At 59.6% G+C, this 13761-nt stretch carries 16 protein-coding genes and 1 pseudogene; 9 read left to right on the top strand and 8 right to left on the bottom strand.

Annotated elements, in window-relative coordinates; translation table 11 throughout:
- Nucleotides 1-3: 3 nt before the first annotated feature.
- From J3P81_RS09195 to tal, 5 genes are all read left to right on the top strand, one after another.
- Nucleotides 4-174: a YhfG family protein gene (locus J3P81_RS09195; RefSeq protein ID WP_085987050.1), complete on the top strand. Its 171-nt coding sequence runs from the start codon at nucleotides 4-6 to the stop codon at nucleotides 172-174.
- Nucleotides 174-779 carry a putative adenosine monophosphate-protein transferase Fic gene (locus J3P81_RS09190; protein ID WP_434563300.1) on the top strand — a complete coding sequence of 202 codons (606 nt, stop codon included), beginning with the start codon at nucleotides 174-176 and terminating at the stop codon, nucleotides 777-779. Before J3P81_RS09195 ends, J3P81_RS09190 begins: the two co-directional genes overlap by 1 nt.
- 64 nt (nucleotides 780-843) lie before the next feature.
- A complete protein-coding gene (locus tag J3P81_RS09185) occupies nucleotides 844-1566 on the top strand; it encodes a metallophosphoesterase (protein WP_420764659.1) in 723 nt (240 codons plus the stop codon).
- Nucleotides 1567-1657: 91 nt separating this feature from the next.
- Nucleotides 1658-2653 carry a tRNA dihydrouridine(20/20a) synthase DusA gene (gene dusA / locus J3P81_RS09180; RefSeq protein ID WP_434563298.1) on the top strand — a complete coding sequence of 332 codons (996 nt, stop codon included), beginning with the start codon at nucleotides 1658-1660 and terminating at the stop codon, nucleotides 2651-2653.
- Between the two features lie 178 nt (nucleotides 2654-2831).
- Nucleotides 2832-3758 (top strand): transaldolase, encoded by a 927-nt coding sequence (gene tal, locus J3P81_RS09175; protein ID WP_420764661.1) that lies wholly within the window; start codon nucleotides 2832-2834, stop codon nucleotides 3756-3758.
- Nucleotides 3759-3903: 145 nt separating this feature from the next.
- Here the strand turns inward: tal and rssC are convergent, their stop codons facing one another.
- From rssC to J3P81_RS09160, 3 genes are all read right to left on the bottom strand, one after another.
- Nucleotides 3904-4386, bottom strand: a complete 483-nt coding sequence (gene rssC, locus J3P81_RS09170) for an anti-sigma factor antagonist RssC (RefSeq protein ID WP_420764662.1) — start codon at nucleotides 4384-4386, stop codon at nucleotides 3904-3906.
- Nucleotides 4386-5567, bottom strand: a complete 1182-nt coding sequence (gene rssB / locus J3P81_RS09165; protein ID WP_039589103.1) for a two-component system response regulator RssB — start codon at nucleotides 5565-5567, stop codon at nucleotides 4386-4388. Before rssB ends, rssC begins: the two co-directional genes overlap by 1 nt.
- A gap of 341 nt (nucleotides 5568-5908) precedes the next feature.
- Entirely contained in the window at nucleotides 5909-6598 is a 690-nt protein-coding gene (locus J3P81_RS09160; RefSeq protein ID WP_420764663.1) for an MlaA family lipoprotein, read from the bottom strand.
- A gap of 201 nt (nucleotides 6599-6799) precedes the next feature.
- Between J3P81_RS09160 and J3P81_RS09155 the strand changes: the two genes are divergently transcribed.
- Both J3P81_RS09155 and J3P81_RS09150 read left to right on the top strand, forming a co-directional pair.
- Nucleotides 6800-7420, top strand: coding sequence for an HAD family phosphatase (locus J3P81_RS09155; RefSeq protein WP_434563296.1), 621 nt, complete (start codon nucleotides 6800-6802; stop codon nucleotides 7418-7420).
- A gap of 109 nt (nucleotides 7421-7529) precedes the next feature.
- Nucleotides 7530-7796 (top strand): DUF4404 family protein, encoded by a 267-nt coding sequence (locus J3P81_RS09150; RefSeq protein ID WP_420764665.1) that lies wholly within the window; start codon nucleotides 7530-7532, stop codon nucleotides 7794-7796.
- An 84-nt stretch (nucleotides 7797-7880) separates the two neighbouring features.
- Here the strand turns inward: J3P81_RS09150 and queF are convergent, their stop codons facing one another.
- The 5 genes and pseudogenes from queF to J3P81_RS09125 all read right to left on the bottom strand — a co-directional run bounded on the left by queF (nucleotide 7881) and on the right by J3P81_RS09125 (nucleotide 12336).
- Nucleotides 7881-8711, bottom strand: a complete 831-nt coding sequence (gene queF / locus J3P81_RS09145) for an NADPH-dependent 7-cyano-7-deazaguanine reductase QueF (protein WP_420764666.1) — start codon at nucleotides 8709-8711, stop codon at nucleotides 7881-7883.
- Between the two features lie 61 nt (nucleotides 8712-8772).
- Nucleotides 8773-8955: pseudogene (locus tag J3P81_RS09140) on the bottom strand (cupredoxin domain-containing protein); the annotation flags it as partial.
- A 131-nt stretch (nucleotides 8956-9086) separates the two neighbouring features.
- Nucleotides 9087-10331: a lipoprotein-releasing ABC transporter permease subunit gene (locus J3P81_RS09135; protein ID WP_434563294.1), complete on the bottom strand. Its 1245-nt coding sequence runs from the start codon at nucleotides 10329-10331 to the stop codon at nucleotides 9087-9089.
- 63 nt (nucleotides 10332-10394) lie between these two features.
- Nucleotides 10395-11078 carry a lipoprotein-releasing ABC transporter ATP-binding protein LolD gene (gene lolD / locus J3P81_RS09130; protein WP_434563292.1) on the bottom strand — a complete coding sequence of 228 codons (684 nt, stop codon included), beginning with the start codon at nucleotides 11076-11078 and terminating at the stop codon, nucleotides 10395-10397.
- 7 nt (nucleotides 11079-11085) lie between these two features.
- On the bottom strand, nucleotides 11086-12336 hold the full coding sequence (locus J3P81_RS09125) for a lipoprotein-releasing ABC transporter permease subunit (RefSeq protein WP_434563290.1): 1251 nt from the start codon (nucleotides 12334-12336) through the stop codon (nucleotides 11086-11088).
- 94 nt (nucleotides 12337-12430) lie between these two features.
- On the opposite strand from J3P81_RS09125, the gene J3P81_RS09120 reads away from it, so the two are divergent.
- Both J3P81_RS09120 and J3P81_RS09115 read left to right on the top strand, forming a co-directional pair.
- Nucleotides 12431-13027 (top strand): PilZ domain-containing protein, encoded by a 597-nt coding sequence (locus J3P81_RS09120; protein WP_434563288.1) that lies wholly within the window; start codon nucleotides 12431-12433, stop codon nucleotides 13025-13027.
- Nucleotides 13024-13746 carry a glycerophosphodiester phosphodiesterase gene (locus tag J3P81_RS09115; RefSeq protein WP_434563286.1) on the top strand — a complete coding sequence of 241 codons (723 nt, stop codon included), beginning with the start codon at nucleotides 13024-13026 and terminating at the stop codon, nucleotides 13744-13746. The genes J3P81_RS09120 and J3P81_RS09115 overlap by 4 nt, the downstream gene beginning before the upstream one ends.
- Nucleotides 13747-13761: the final 15 nt, after the last annotated feature.

Here is a 13761-nt window from a genome sequence, read left to right as displayed (position 1 = left end):
CCCATGGGCACTGTCAGCCTTGAAACAAAGAAGGCCTACGCGGCCAGGACTCGTAGGTCCAACTACGCAGCGAGCCTGCGCCTGGAGGGCTTCAAAGTGTCTTTCGAGGACGGCGAACGCAAGCTGCCATCCCGTGAAGACGTGTTGAAGACCTTCACCAAGACCCGAGCCTGATGCCCGACAAATATGGCGTCGGCGAGGACGCCTACTGCTATCCCGGCTCCACGGTCCTGCGCAACAAACTCGATATCCACGACGAACCCACCCTGGGCGAAGCCGAACAACAGCTTTCGGCGATCGCGGCGAGCAGTGTTGAATTCAACCCGCCCCCTTACAGCCTGGCTTACCTTCAGAACATCCATCACGCATTGTTCGCAGACCTGTTCGAATGGGCCGGACAGCTGCGGACCGTTGGCATGGCCAAGCAGGACACTCGCTTCTGCCAACCGGAATACATGGAGAAGGAAGCCGAAAAGATTTTCGCCCGCATGGCGGCAGCGAATTGGTTCGAAGCAATGGGCCGGGATGAACTCATAGTCGCCGTGGCGGACGCCTATTCCGATATCAACGTCATCCATCCCTTTCGAGAAGGCAACGGCCGCGCCCAACGCATCCTGTTCGAGCACCTCATCATGAATGTCGGGTTCGAAATAAGTTGGTGGGGAATCGAAAAAGACGAATGGATCAATGCCAATATCGCGGCTTATAACTGCGTGCTCGATCCCATGGAAACCGTTTTCAAGAAGTGTATTGGACAGCCGATACAATCTCGACCATAAGTTACCTGCGCTCTTTGCTCAAGCGATACATTCCGTGCCAGCCAACCCTGCCGAAAGACGATGTATGAACCAGACCGCCTCGTTCCCCCCGAATGAACGAGGCCGAGACTTTGTCGTGGGCGACGTCCACGGGCATTTCAAGCTTCTGGAAAGGGCCTTGGCGAAACTCGAGTTCAATACCGAAGTAGACCGGGTTTTTTCCGTGGGGGACCTCATCGATCGCGGTCCCGACTCAGAGGACGTATTGAATTGGCTTGGGCAACCCTGGTTTCATGCGGTACGCGGCAACCATGAGCAAATGGTTATCGATGGTATCTGCGGCCACGGAGACAGACACAGGCACATCCGCAACGGCGGCGCCTGGCTCTATGAGTTGAGCCCGACCACCCAGGAGCAACTTCTAGCAGCGCTTCAGCAACTTCCGATCATTATTGAAGTTAAGTTATCCGACGATAAAACAGTTGGGATAGTACATGCCCAAGCGCCAGCTGTCGGGCTTGAAAATGAATGGCAGAATGCGAAGGAAGCCATTACCGGAACGCGAGGAAAGCAGTCCGAACAACAAGCCTTGGCGCAAGCCCTTTATGCCCGGGACAAAATCGAACAGCAGGACCCGACTCCAATCAAAGGCATCCACGAAGTTTATGTCGGACACTCATCAGTCCCGCGCGTCACCCGCCTCGGCAATGTTGTCTACATGGATACTGGCTGCTCCTTTTCCGACGGAGCACTGAGCCTCATGGAAATCGGCAGCCAATCGGTTTTCAGCATAGGCATGACGCAGTGAATGGGTGGGCTGCCTAGTCCGGGCTGAATGCATTCGCTGCCGCCCCATACCTGATAAACTGTGCGGCCTCCGCATTTGCCTCCAGATTCCCATGCCTCTTCAAGAAACTTTGCGACAGTCCGTTTCCCGCCGCTTCAGCGTGGCCCCGATGATGGATTGGACCGACGCCCACTGTCGCTTCTTCCTACGCATCCTCTCCAAGCACGCCCTGCTTTACACCGAAATGGTCACCACCGGTGCCTTGCTCAACGGCGACCACGAACGCTTCCTGCGCCACCATGAAACCGAGCATCCGCTGGCCCTGCAACTGGGCGGCAGCGTCCCCGGCGACTTGGCGGCCTGCGCCCGAATGGCCCAGGAACATGGCTACGACGAGGTGAATCTCAACGTCGGCTGCCCAAGCGACCGGGTGCAGAACAACATGATCGGCGCCTGCTTGATGGGGCATCCGGAATTGGTGGCCGATTGCGTGAAAGCGATGCGCGACGCCGTGTCGATTCCGGTGACGGTCAAGCATCGGATCGGGATCAATGGTCGCGACAGTTATGAGCAATTGTGCGAGTTCGTCGGGACCGTGCGTGACGCCGGTTGCAACAGTTTTACCGTGCATGCACGGATTGCGATCCTGGAGGGGTTGTCGCCGAAGGAGAATCGCGACATTCCGCCATTGCGCTATGACGTGGTGGCCCGATTGAAAGCGGACTTCCCTGAGCTGGAGATCGTACTCAACGGTGGAATCAAGACACTGGAGGCCTGCCACGAACATCTGCAAACGTTCGATGGTGTCATGCTGGGCCGCGAGGCGTACCACAACCCGTATCTGCTGGCCGAAGTGGACCAACAGTTGTTCGGCAGCACTGCGCCGCTCGTTACTCGTGCCGAGGCCTTGGCACTGCTGCGGCCTTATATTGCCGATCACTTGGCACAAGGCGGTGCCATGCACCACATCACCCGTCACGTGCTGGGGCTGGGCACTGGGTTCCCGGGCGCGCGGCGGTTCCGGCAGTTGTTGTCGGTGGATATCCACAAGACCAAGGATCCGTTGGCCTTGCTCGATCAGGCGGGCCAGTTGCTGGAAGGGCGTTAACCATCACTTGCTTTGAACCTGCGCGCTGTTTTGGCATCGTATCTACCGGTAGTTGCCCCGGCCTTTCAAACACCCGTTTTCAGGTTGTTGCCGCTGGGGCCATCGATACCTCTTCACGCCCTTGAGTGGCTGCCGGCCCTCGGGTAATGTCAACGGACCCATAGGACAGAGCACGCTCATGACTTCCAAGCTGGAACAACTCAAGCAGTTCACCACCGTCGTGGCCGATACGGGCGACTTCGAAGCCATCGCCCGCATCAAACCCGTCGACGCCACCACCAACCCATCCCTGCTGCTCAAGGCTTCGGCCATCCACGGTTATGCCGAGCTGCTGAACGCTTGCGTGGCGGACTGCAAGGGCGACGTGGGCCTGGCCAGCGACCGCTTTGGTGTTGCGGTGGGCCAGGAAATCCTGAAAGTGATTCCGGGGCGCATTTCCACCGAAGTGGATGCACGCCTTTCGTTCGATACCGAAGCCATGCTCAAGCGCGCGCATCGGCTGGTCGATCTGTACGAAAAGGCCGGCGTTGGCCGTGACCGCGTGCTGATCAAGATCGCTTCGACCTGGGAAGGCATCCGCGCTGCCGAGAAACTGGAGCGCGAAGGCATCCAGTGCAACCTGACCCTGCTATTCTCCTTCGCCCAGGCCGCTGCCTGTGCAGATGCCGGGGTTTTCCTGATCTCGCCGTTCGTGGGCCGTATCTACGATTGGTACAAGAAGGCCAACGGCAACGACTACACCGGCGCCGATGATCCGGGCGTACAGTCCGTGACGCGCATCTACAACTATTACAAGGCCAATGACTACAAGACCGTGGTTATGGGCGCGAGCTTCCGCAACCTCAACCAGATCGAGCAATTGGCCGGTTGCGATCGCTTGACTGTCAGCCCTGAGCTGCTGGAGAAACTGGCCGCCGACGAAGGCAAGCTGGAGCGCAAACTGGCACCTGGGCAAGCTGGAGAAGCTCGCCTGAGCCTCAATGAGCCCCAGTTCCGCTGGTTGTCCAACGAAGACGCCATGGCGACCGAGAAACTGGCTGAAGGCATCCGTCAGTTCGCTCGTGACCAGGAGAAGCTGGAAGCGTTGCTGCAAGCCAAGCTTTGAGCTGATTCGCAAGGCATGCAAAAGGGCGAACCTTGATGGGTTCGCCCTTTTTTTATGCGGCTCGGCCTGAGAAATCTGGCGTCTGACCAGGCCATTCGCAAGCAGGCTCGAGAAAGCGTCAGTCCGGCCTACGCAGGCTCAAGAATCAAGGCCGCTCCAGCGCATTCACCAGGTCATGGAACGCTTCGCGATTGGAGTCGTTCAGCCCCATGAGGATCTTGTGGGCTTCGAGTACCTTGATCCGCACTTCTTCCTCGGATTGGTCCTGGTCAGGCAGGTCGTCCAGGCAATCGGGGCATGGCACCGGATCGCCGACGATGTTGAACACCTGGTCGAAACCCATCGATTGCAGAAGACGGGTGATGTCGTTGTGGGTAGTGACGACAGTCGGCAGCAGGCCGACTTTCTGCCGCGACAGGATCGACAGCTTGGCCAGTAGGCCCAGCGTAGTGCTGTCGATGCTGCGGGTTTCGGTCAGGTCGATCACGATGGCGCTGAAATTCAGCGCGGTGAAGATCTTTTCTATTGTCGCATCCAGCGCCGAACACAAGGTCAGGCGCACCTCACCGACAAACTTCAGGACAAAAGTGCCGTCCTGCTCGGCGAACTGGATTCTACCGGTACTCATCAAAGGTTCCTGCTCAACACTAACAGGGCGATATCATCCGGCATCTCCCCTAGCGTGGCTAATCCAAACACTTGCCGCAGGCCTTCCAGGCTGCCGCCCGCTGCACTCACCCGCTCGGGCAAGGCCGCTTCTTTCTCTTTGAGTGTAGGCTCTGACAAAAGGTCCAGAATGCCATCAGACATCAGCGTCAGGCTGAATGTCGGTGGCAGCTCCAATACGTGGTCCTCATAGGTCGCCTCGTTGAACAGGCCTACCGGCAAACCACGCCCTTCCAGGTAACGAACACTGTCTGGTGTATACAACACAGGCAACGGCAGGTGACCGCCGATGCTATAGGTCAACAAACCAGTCTCCTCGTCGATGACTCCACCGACCATCGTGACGTGCTTGCCCAGCTTACAACTGATCAGGCCCCGGTTGATATGCCCAAGGACCTCCGAAGGCTTGAATTCCGGCAATGTGCCGTTGCGCTTGGATTCGAACAGCAGGCGCGTGGTCATGAACTTCAGCAACACCGTGACGAACGCCGACGAAGCACCGTGCCCGGAAACGTCCGCCAGGTAGAACGCCACGCGACGCTCATCTACACGAAAATAATCGACGAAGTCCCCCGACAGGTACAACGACGGTATGATCTGATGGGCAAAACGGAAACCATCGACCGTCCAGGGGCTCACCGGCAGCATGTTCATCTGCACCTGGCGCCCGGCGTTCTGGTCCTCTTGCAACAGGTTCAGGCTGGCTTCGAGCTCGCGATTGGCGGTCTCCAGCTTTTCCCTGTAGCGCTGGTTCTCCACCAGCAGTCGCGAGCGATCCAGGGCTCGGCGCACCGAGTGCTCAAGCACCGCGAGGTCTTCGAGGGGCTTGATCAGGTAGTCCGCCGCGCCCAGGCGCAACGCCTCGACCGCGTCGTTCATCACACCCGCGCCCGAAACGACGATGACCGGGGTCTGCGACGACAGCTCGGTGACCTGGCGAATGAGTTCGAGTCCGCCCATCTGCGGCATGCGCAGGTCGCAGATGACCAGGTCGGGCTTCTCCTGCTCGAATACCTGAAGACCCTGTTGGCCGTTACTGGCCTGCAAGACGCTGAAACCACTGTCTTCCAAGTAGGCCGCGAGACTGGCTCGCACCACTTCGTCATCATCGATTATCAGCAGCGTGGCACTGGTTTTTGGCATGTGGGCAAACGGCGCCAGAATTAGGTTGGCGTAGCGGGCTTGGCGTTGGGCCTGCGCGCACTACTGGATTCGCTTTCTAGCCTCTCTGCCGTACCGGCTTCAGGCCTTCGCCCTACACACGGTTACACCAGAGGTGCCCTTCTAAGGCGCAGACGGTACTCCCATCCGCGGGGCGTTTCAAGCTCATGCGAATCGCCGCTTGCCGTCTTTATTTGTCAAAGCACGGAGAGTTATAAGAACCGAGCGAAGCGTAACTCAATGGAAGGACAAATCTGCGCTTGAACCCTACCAAAGCAAAGAAGGCGGCCATCTGGGCCGCCTCCGCAACTTACAATTGGAAATCAAAAATCATCTTCGACTTGACCATCCTTGACCTTGAATTCGCGGTTTTGCAGGAAGGCATTGCGGATGAACACATACTTGTCGCCGCTGACGAGCTTTTCCGCCGAGAGCAGGCTGGCACGGGTGTCGACGATGTTCAGGCCCCAGATCGAATTGCGGACCGAGACATTATCGATATAAGGGTAAGGGGTGGCGTAGCTGTCGACCCACTTGGCCGGCGCGTCACGCAGGGTACTCGGCCCCAGCAGCGGCAGCATCAGGTACGGTCCGCTGCCCAGCCCCCAATACCCGAGGGTCTGGCCGAAATCTTCGTCGTTACGTTGCAGGCCCATCTTGGTGCCCACGTCGAAAAACCCCAGGAGACCGAACGTGGTATTGAAAATCAAACGGGCTGTGTCGACTCCCGCAGCGGCCGGTTTGGCTTGCAACAGGTCGTTGGCCAGGTTGCCCACGTCACCGATGTTGCGAAACATGTTGTGGATGCCGTCTTCGAGGAATCGCGGCGTCACGTACTGATAACCCTGGGCCAGCGGTTTGAGCGCATAGGTATCAATGGTGTCGTTGAAGGTGAAGATTGGACGGTTGATGCTTTCCCATGGATCTTCTTCCGTGGCGGCCTGGGCGGCAAACGGTACCAGCAGGATACTGGCAGATAGACACAGCTGAGCTAGACGATGGCTCCAGCGCATAGGGAAAACTCCTTGGATTATTCAGGCAAGGGCGCCGAGCCCAGGCGGTAAGGCCGCTAGTATAAGACGGAAAACGTGGATAGGCAGCACTGAAGCAAGAAGCTCGCTGTAGGAATATTCCACAACTAACTCGCATCATGGTGCTGTCACCGGACTGTCATCCGCGCTCGCTAGGCTGCTGGTTATTTCAAGGACGTTCCCATGCCGCGCGCCGAAGCACTGCCCCTCCCTGCCCCCAGCCTTACCGCCGTACTGTTTGGCCTGAGTGGATGCCTGGTGGATTTCGGGGCGCGCGTACGCCAGCCAGGCACCCAGCCATCGGATCATGCCCATCCGACCCCAGGCGCGCTGGAAAGCCTGCAACGCTTGCAGCATCTGGATATCCCCTGCGCCTGGCTCGACGACCTGCCCCCCGCCGTCAGCCATGGCCTGGCGACTACGTTGCCTGCGTCCATCAAGGCGCCGCAACTTCCGGCAACAAATCAACCTTGGCCGGCGCCGCATGCCTGCTGGCAAGCCCTCATGGCGCTGAACGTCCAACAATTGGACGGCTGCGTGTTGGTCAGTGGCGAACCCAAGTTGTTGCAGTCCGGGCTCAACGCCGGGTTGTGGACCATTGGACTGGCGTCCTGCGGCTCATTGTGCGGGCTGTCCCCTTCCGAATGGCAAGCCCTGAGCCAGCAGGAACGGGAAATCAAACGGGCCAAGGCCACGGTGCAGCTCTTCAGCCTCGGCGTGCATTCGGTGATCGACCACCTGGGCGAATTGGAGACTTGCCTGGCCGACATCAACCTGCGCAGACAAAAAGGCGAGAAGCCCTGAGCCGGATCATGCAGGGAGCGTGAGTGTGGATTACTCTTAAGGCAGGCCAAGGACCTTTGACGCAGCGTCGCGGTCCATGACTGTGCCTATCAATAAAGGGAGTACGCCAATGCCTGCCAGCCGGGAATTGCAAGAACAACTCGATACCTTGCGCGAGCAATTGGAACAGGACCCGCCGCTGTCTGAGCCAGATCGCGAACATCTGCACAAGTTGATGGCAGAGATCGAATCTCAGATCGAACTGGAAAACCAGCTTCAGGACAACAACCTGGTCGACGGCGTAAACCTGGCCGTAGAGCGTTTTGAAGTGGAGCACCCAACGATCGCCGGAACACTGCGCAATATCGTCATTACCTTGGGCGGCATGGGGATCTAAACCCTTGAAACGCAGAAAGCCCTGCTATCGCCAGCAGGGCTTTTTAATGTTTACGAATTGAAATGCAATCCCACAGTCAAGATGTCATTGGCGGACCAGCCGATGGTTCGGCAATTGCACCTCGTCGGTGCTGCGATACGGATTGATGTCCAGCCCACCACGCCGCACATACCGCGCATACACCGTCAGTTTCTCCGGCTTGAGCAAGCGCTGCAGGTCGAGGAAGATCCGCTCCACGCACTGCTCATGGAAATCCGAGTGCTGGCGAAAGCTGACGATGTAGGCCAACAAGCTCGCATGATCCAACGCAGCGCCGCGATACTCCACCGCTACGCTGCCCCAATCCGGCTGGCTCGTCACCGGGCAGTTGGACTTGAGCAAATGGCTGTGCAGGCTTTCCTCGACGATGCGCGAGTCATCGCAACGCAACAGTTCCGGGCGCGGGTGCTCATAGGAATCGACGCTGATGTCCAATTCGTCGATGCAAGCACCGGGCAGCGCCACGATGCCTTCGTTTTCCACATCCTTGAGACTGCGGATCCGCACACCCACTGGCTTGCCGGCAGCCGCCGAAAGGTCCTGACGCAAGGTCGCTTCCAGGCTCGCGGTGTCGGTGAATGGGGTCTGGTTCAACGAGTTCAAGTAAAGCTTGAAGGATTTGGACTCGATAATGTTCGGCGAATCCGCCGCGATGGCGAACTCGCCGATGGCCACCACCGGCTTGCCGGAAGGCAACAGCCAGGACAATTCGAAACAGTTCCAGAAATCCACGCCTTTGTACGGCAGGGTCTCGGCCGTCAGGCCCAGCTCCGCCCACTTCGCGGCGCGCGGAATCGGGAACAGCAATGACGGCGTGTACGTGGCGATGTATTCGCTGGATTTGCCCAGCGGGGAATGTTCGGCTGCGGGATGCATGACGGAAACCTGACTGAAGAATCAGCGGATTCTACCAGTCTTTGCCGCAGCCTTTGAGTGCTTACTGACTGACTGTCAGCTCGCCCCTCATGCCAGCCTGGTAATGGCCGGGAACATTACAGGCGAATTCCAGGCGCGTGGCCTTGCTGAAGGTCCAGGTCAGCTCGGCGGTCTTGCCCGGCTCCACCAGCACGCTGTTGGGATCATCGTGGCGCATCTTCGCCTCGCCGTGGCCCATGGCGGCACGATCCAACTCCGGCTTCATCGTGGTCGGCATCAATCCAAACGCTGCTCATCACTTGGATGAGTGAAATTTTGGGGCTGCGGCGCAGCCCAGCGCGAGCAAGCTCCCTCGCCACGAAAGCCGGTCCAGCCTCAGGAATACCGCAACGCCTGCGCCGGTTCGATCTTCGCCGCGCGCCACGCCGGGTACACGGTGGCGAGGAAGCTGAGGATGAACCCGGCAGAACAGATCAGCACCACGTCGCCACGCTGAAGCTCAGACGGCAGGTTGCTGACGAAATACACATCGGAACTGAAGATGTGCTGACCGCTGACCCGCTCCAGCCAACCCACCAGCTCACTGACGTTCAACGCGGCGATCACGCCCAGCACGCCGCCAATGAGCGTGCCGACGATGCCGATCACCGTTCCCTGGACCATGAAGATCGCCATTATCTGCCGCGGCGTGGCGCCGATGGTGCGCAGGATGGCGATGTCGGCGCCTTTATCGTTCACCACCATGATCAACGTGGCGATGATGTTGAACGCCGCCACCGCGACGATCATCAGCAACAGCAAGCCAATCATGGTCTTTTCCATTTTCATGGCGCTGAACAGGCTGCCCTGGGTGTGAGTCCAGTCGTCGGCCTTGTAGCTGGCGCCAAGACCGTTGGCGATATCACCCGAGACTTTCGGCGCCGCGTACAAGTCCTTCACCGCCAGGCGCACGCTTTGCACCTGGTTCGGCTGCCAGTGCTGCATCTGCGCGGCGTCAGCCAGGTGGATCAGCGCCATGGAGCCGTCCAGCTCGGCGCCGACCTTGAACACGCCGACCACATTCAGCCGCTGCATCCGTGGCGTGATGCCACCAGGCGCGGTGCTGACTTCCGGCACGATCAGGGTCAGTTTATCGCCCACGTTCAGGCGGAAGCGCCGGGCAGTGATCTCGCCGATCACCACGCCAAACTCCCCCGGTTCCAGGGCGTCGAGACGGCCCTGGACGATGTGCTGGGCGACGATGGAAACCTTGCCTTCCTGGGCCGGGTCCACGCCGCTGATCTGGATCGGCTGCATCGAACCTTTATGGCTCAGCATGCCTTCCATCTCGGTGAACGGAACGGCCGCGAGGACTTCAGGATTTTTCAATGCGGCGGCGGCCACTGGCTGCCAGTCATCGATCGGGTTAACGCCAACGATGGTGGCGTGCGGAACCATGCCGAGGATGCGCGAACTCATTTCGCGCTGGAAGCCATTCATCACCGACAACACGACGATCATCGCCAGTACGCCGAGGGCGAGGCCGATCATCGATGTCATGGAAATGAACGAGACAAAACGATTGCGGCGCTTGGCGCGGGTATAGCGCGTGCCGATGAAAATCGATAACGGTCTGAACATTCGTTGGGCACCGTATGAAAATAAAAGACCCGGCGCTTGCGGCAAGCGCCGGGTTTCGGTCGATCAGATGGGCGTCAGGCAACCTTCCTGCAAGTGCAGGACGCGGTCCATCTGGCGGGCCAGGTTCATATCATGGGTCACCACCAGGAACGCCGTTCGCATCGAGGTGCTGAGCTCCAGCATCAAGTCCTGGATGCCCTGGGCGGTGTGGGAATCGAGGTTGCCGGTCGGCTCGTCGAGCATCACCAGACCGGGCTTGTTGACCAGGGCGCGGGCAATCGCCACGCGCTGACGCTCGCCACCGGACAGTTCGGCCGGCTTGTGCTCCAGGCGATGCCCCAGCCCTACCCGCTCCAACAGTGCAGTGGCGCGCTGACGGGCCTCGGGAATCGCCGTGCGACCGATCAACAGCGGCATGCAGACGTTTTCCAGGGCCGTGAACTCGGGCAGCAGATGGTGGAACTGATAGACGAAACCCAGGGAACGGTTACGCAACAGGCCGCGGGCTTTCTCATTCAATGCCGAGAGTTCTTCGCCCGCCAGCCAGACACTGCCGGCGGTGGGCGTATCGAGGCCACCGAGCAGGTTCAGCAAGGTGCTTTTGCCCGAGCCGGAAGTTCCGACGATCGCCACGCGCTCGCCGGGATGCAGCTCCAGCTGCAGGCCCGACAACACCACCACCGACTCCGGGCCTTCCTCATAGGATTTGCCCAGGTCGCGGCAACTCAAGATTGCTTTTTCACTCATGCCCGACTCACTCATAACGTAACGCCTCCGCAGGCTGGGTGCGCGCGGCACGCCAGGCTGGATACAGGGTGGCGAGGAAACTCAGGATCAACGCGGCGCCGCAGACCATCAACACGTCATCGGCCTGCAATTGCGAGGGCAAGTAATCGATGAAGTACACGTCGGCGTTGAGAAACTTGTGCCCGATCAGGGTTTCGAGACCGGCAATCGCGGCGCTGACATTCAACGCGGCGAACATTCCGACCAGGGCCCCGACGAACGTACCGATAACGCCAATGACGGTGCCCTGGACCATGAAGATGCGCATGATCTGCCCCGGCGTGGCGCCGAGGGTACGCAGGATGGCGATATCGCCCTTCTTGTCGTTCACCACCATCACCAGCGTCGAGATGATGTTGAACGCCGCCACGGCGACAATCAGCAACAGCAGCAGGCCGATCATGGCTTTTTCCATGCGGATCGCCTGGTACAGGTTGCCGTGTGTGCGGGTCCAGTCGCGGGCGTAGTAACGGTCTTCGCCGAGTTGCTGGGCAATGTTCCAGGCAACACGTGGCGCCTGGAACAGGTCATCGAACTTCAATCGCAGGCCTTGGACCTGGTCCGGTTTCCAGCGATGCAGGCGGGCGAGATCCTGGAGATTGGTCACGCCCAGGTAGCCGTCCAGCTCGCCGGCGCCGACATGGAAGATTCCGACCACGGTAAAGCGTTTCATGCGCGGGAACATGCCGCCCGGGGTGACGGTGACTTCCGGCGCGACGAAGGTCAGCTTGTCGCCGATGGCCACGCCGAGCTTGGCCGCGGCTTTGTCGCCGATCACGATGCCGAAGCTGCCTGGCGCCAGGTCGTCGAGTTTGCCCTGCTTCATGAAGTTGTCGATGATCGACACCTGCCGCTCCAGCCCGGGGTCGATGCCGTTGAGCAAGACCTTGGAAACCTTGCCGTCGTTGGTCAGCAGCCCCTGCATCTGCGTGAAAGGCGCCACGGCCAGCACCTGCGGGTTCCGCTTGACGTTGGCGGCCAGGCTCGGCCAATCGCTGATGGCTTCGCCGGTTTCGAGGGTCGCGTGAGGCACCATGCCCAGCACGCGGGTGCGCATTTCATGATCGAAGCCGTTCATCACCGACAACACGACGATCATCACGACCACGCCAAGGGCCAGTCCGATGATGGACGTCAGGGAAATGAACGATACGAAATGATTGCGACGCTTTGCACGGGTATAACGCGTGCCGATGAATACGAAGAGAGGTCTGAACATGTCGGGGCTTGTTCGGAGGGAAAAGGAACGTCCTTGTGGCGGGGGTCACAAACCAGCTTTACACTCAGACCACCGCCGCTACCATGGGTTCGCCATGTCGACATTAGATGAAGAAGATCGCCGCGAATACTACCGTATCGAGGACACGATCGCACTGGAAATTCGGCCCCTGTCCGTTCCTGAAGCCGCCAGCCAGGAAGTGTTGCAGGATGAGTCCCCATTGTTCAATCTGCTCAGCGAATTGCACCTGAGCGAATTCGAGTCACAGCACCTGTTGCGCCAGATCAGCGAGCGCGAACGCAGCATCGCCGCCTACCTGAAGGCCATGAACAAACGCATCGACTTGCTCAGCCAGGTCATCGCGGTGACCGTGCTTGGCGAAATCGGCGAACCACAGCCTGTGATCATCTCCGAAGGCGGCATTGATTTCCAATACCCCTCCCCCGTTGCGGTCGGCGCGCACCTGTCGATCAAGCTGGTGCTGATGCCCCAGGCCCTGGGCCTGTTGCTCCGAGCCCGCGTCACGCATTGCGATCCCAAGGGCGATGGCTACGACGTGGGAACAGAGTTTGAACACCCGACCGACGCCCAGCGCCAATTGCTGGCCCGCTACATCCTGCAAAAACAGGCGCAAGAACGGCGCCTGGCGCGGGAACTGAACGAATCTGGCATCAATAAGGAAGAACCGTGACCCTCATCTATGGCCACCGCGGCGCCAAGGGCGAAGCACCGGAAAATACCCTCACCGGGTTCCAGGAATGCCTCAAGCACGGCGTGCGCCGTTGCGAGCTGGACTTGCACCTGTCCATGGACGGCGAGTTGATGGTGATCCACGACCCGACCCTCAAGCGCACCACCGATCGCCGGGGCAAGGTCGTCGAACACACCGCCGCCGAACTGGTGACCTACGATGCGCGCAAAGGTGGCCCAGGCTGGATCAAGCCGTGCCCGATTCCTCGGCTGGAAGAGCTGTTCGAGCAATGCGATTTCGAGCACTGGCAACTTGAAGTGAAAAGCGCGTCACGCACCCGCGCCGCCGCGACCGTGCTGGGCATTCGCGAGATGGCCCAACGCTTCGGGCTGCTGGATAAGATCACCATCACCTCCAGTTCCCGGGAAGTGCTCAAGGCGGCCTTGGACCTGACCCCGGACATTTCCCGCGGACTGGTGGCCGAATACGCCTGGCTCGATCCGTTGAAGGTCGCCCAGAGTTATGGCTGCGAGATTCTGGCGCTGAACTGGACCCTGTGCACGCCGGAACGCCTTATCAAGGCGCAGCGCCAGGGGCTGCATGTGTCGGTGTGGACGGTCAACGAGCCCGCGCTCATGCGCAGGCTCGCCGACTTTGGCGCTGACAGCCTGATTACAGACTTTCCCGGTTTGGCCACTGCCACCCTCGAGAATTGCTGAAATCGGTCTCCCCGG

Source organism: Pseudomonas sp. R1-6, assembly GCF_051132115.1.
GTDB lineage: Bacteria > Pseudomonadota > Gammaproteobacteria > Pseudomonadales > Pseudomonadaceae > Aquipseudomonas.
This window is presented reverse-complemented; position numbering and strand designations above follow the sequence as displayed.

Bases quoted from the DNA above. Each gene is read 5' to 3' on its own strand.
- J3P81_RS09185 (WP_420764659.1), top strand. From the start codon at position 844: ATGAACCAGACCGCCTCGTTCCCCCCGAATGAACGAGGCCGAGACTTT.
- lolD (WP_434563292.1), bottom strand. From the start codon at position 11,078: ATGAGTGAAAAAGCAATCTTGAGTTGCCGCGACCTGGGCAAATCCTAT.
- J3P81_RS09155 (WP_434563296.1), top strand. From the start codon at position 6,800: ATGCCGCGCGCCGAAGCACTGCCCCTCCCTGCCCCCAGCCTTACCGCC.
- queF (WP_420764666.1), bottom strand. From the start codon at position 8,711: ATGCATCCCGCAGCCGAACATTCCCCGCTGGGCAAATCCAGCGAATAC.
- J3P81_RS09160 (WP_420764663.1), bottom strand. From the start codon at position 6,598: ATGCGCTGGAGCCATCGTCTAGCTCAGCTGTGTCTATCTGCCAGTATC.
- J3P81_RS09135 (WP_434563294.1), bottom strand. From the start codon at position 10,331: ATGTTCAGACCGTTATCGATTTTCATCGGCACGCGCTATACCCGCGCC.
- J3P81_RS09120 (WP_434563288.1), top strand. From the start codon at position 12,431: ATGTCGACATTAGATGAAGAAGATCGCCGCGAATACTACCGTATCGAG.
- rssC (WP_420764662.1), bottom strand. From the start codon at position 4,386: ATGAGTACCGGTAGAATCCAGTTCGCCGAGCAGGACGGCACTTTTGTC.
- rssB (WP_039589103.1), bottom strand. From the start codon at position 5,567: ATGCCAAAAACCAGTGCCACGCTGCTGATAATCGATGATGACGAAGTG.
- J3P81_RS09150 (WP_420764665.1), top strand. From the start codon at position 7,530: ATGCCTGCCAGCCGGGAATTGCAAGAACAACTCGATACCTTGCGCGAG.
- tal (WP_420764661.1), top strand. From the start codon at position 2,832: ATGACTTCCAAGCTGGAACAACTCAAGCAGTTCACCACCGTCGTGGCC.
- dusA (WP_434563298.1), top strand. From the start codon at position 1,658: ATGCCTCTTCAAGAAACTTTGCGACAGTCCGTTTCCCGCCGCTTCAGC.
- J3P81_RS09195 (WP_085987050.1), top strand. From the start codon at position 4: ATGGGCACTGTCAGCCTTGAAACAAAGAAGGCCTACGCGGCCAGGACT.
- J3P81_RS09125 (WP_434563290.1), bottom strand. From the start codon at position 12,336: ATGTTCAGACCTCTCTTCGTATTCATCGGCACGCGTTATACCCGTGCA.
- J3P81_RS09190 (WP_434563300.1), top strand. From the start codon at position 174: ATGCCCGACAAATATGGCGTCGGCGAGGACGCCTACTGCTATCCCGGC.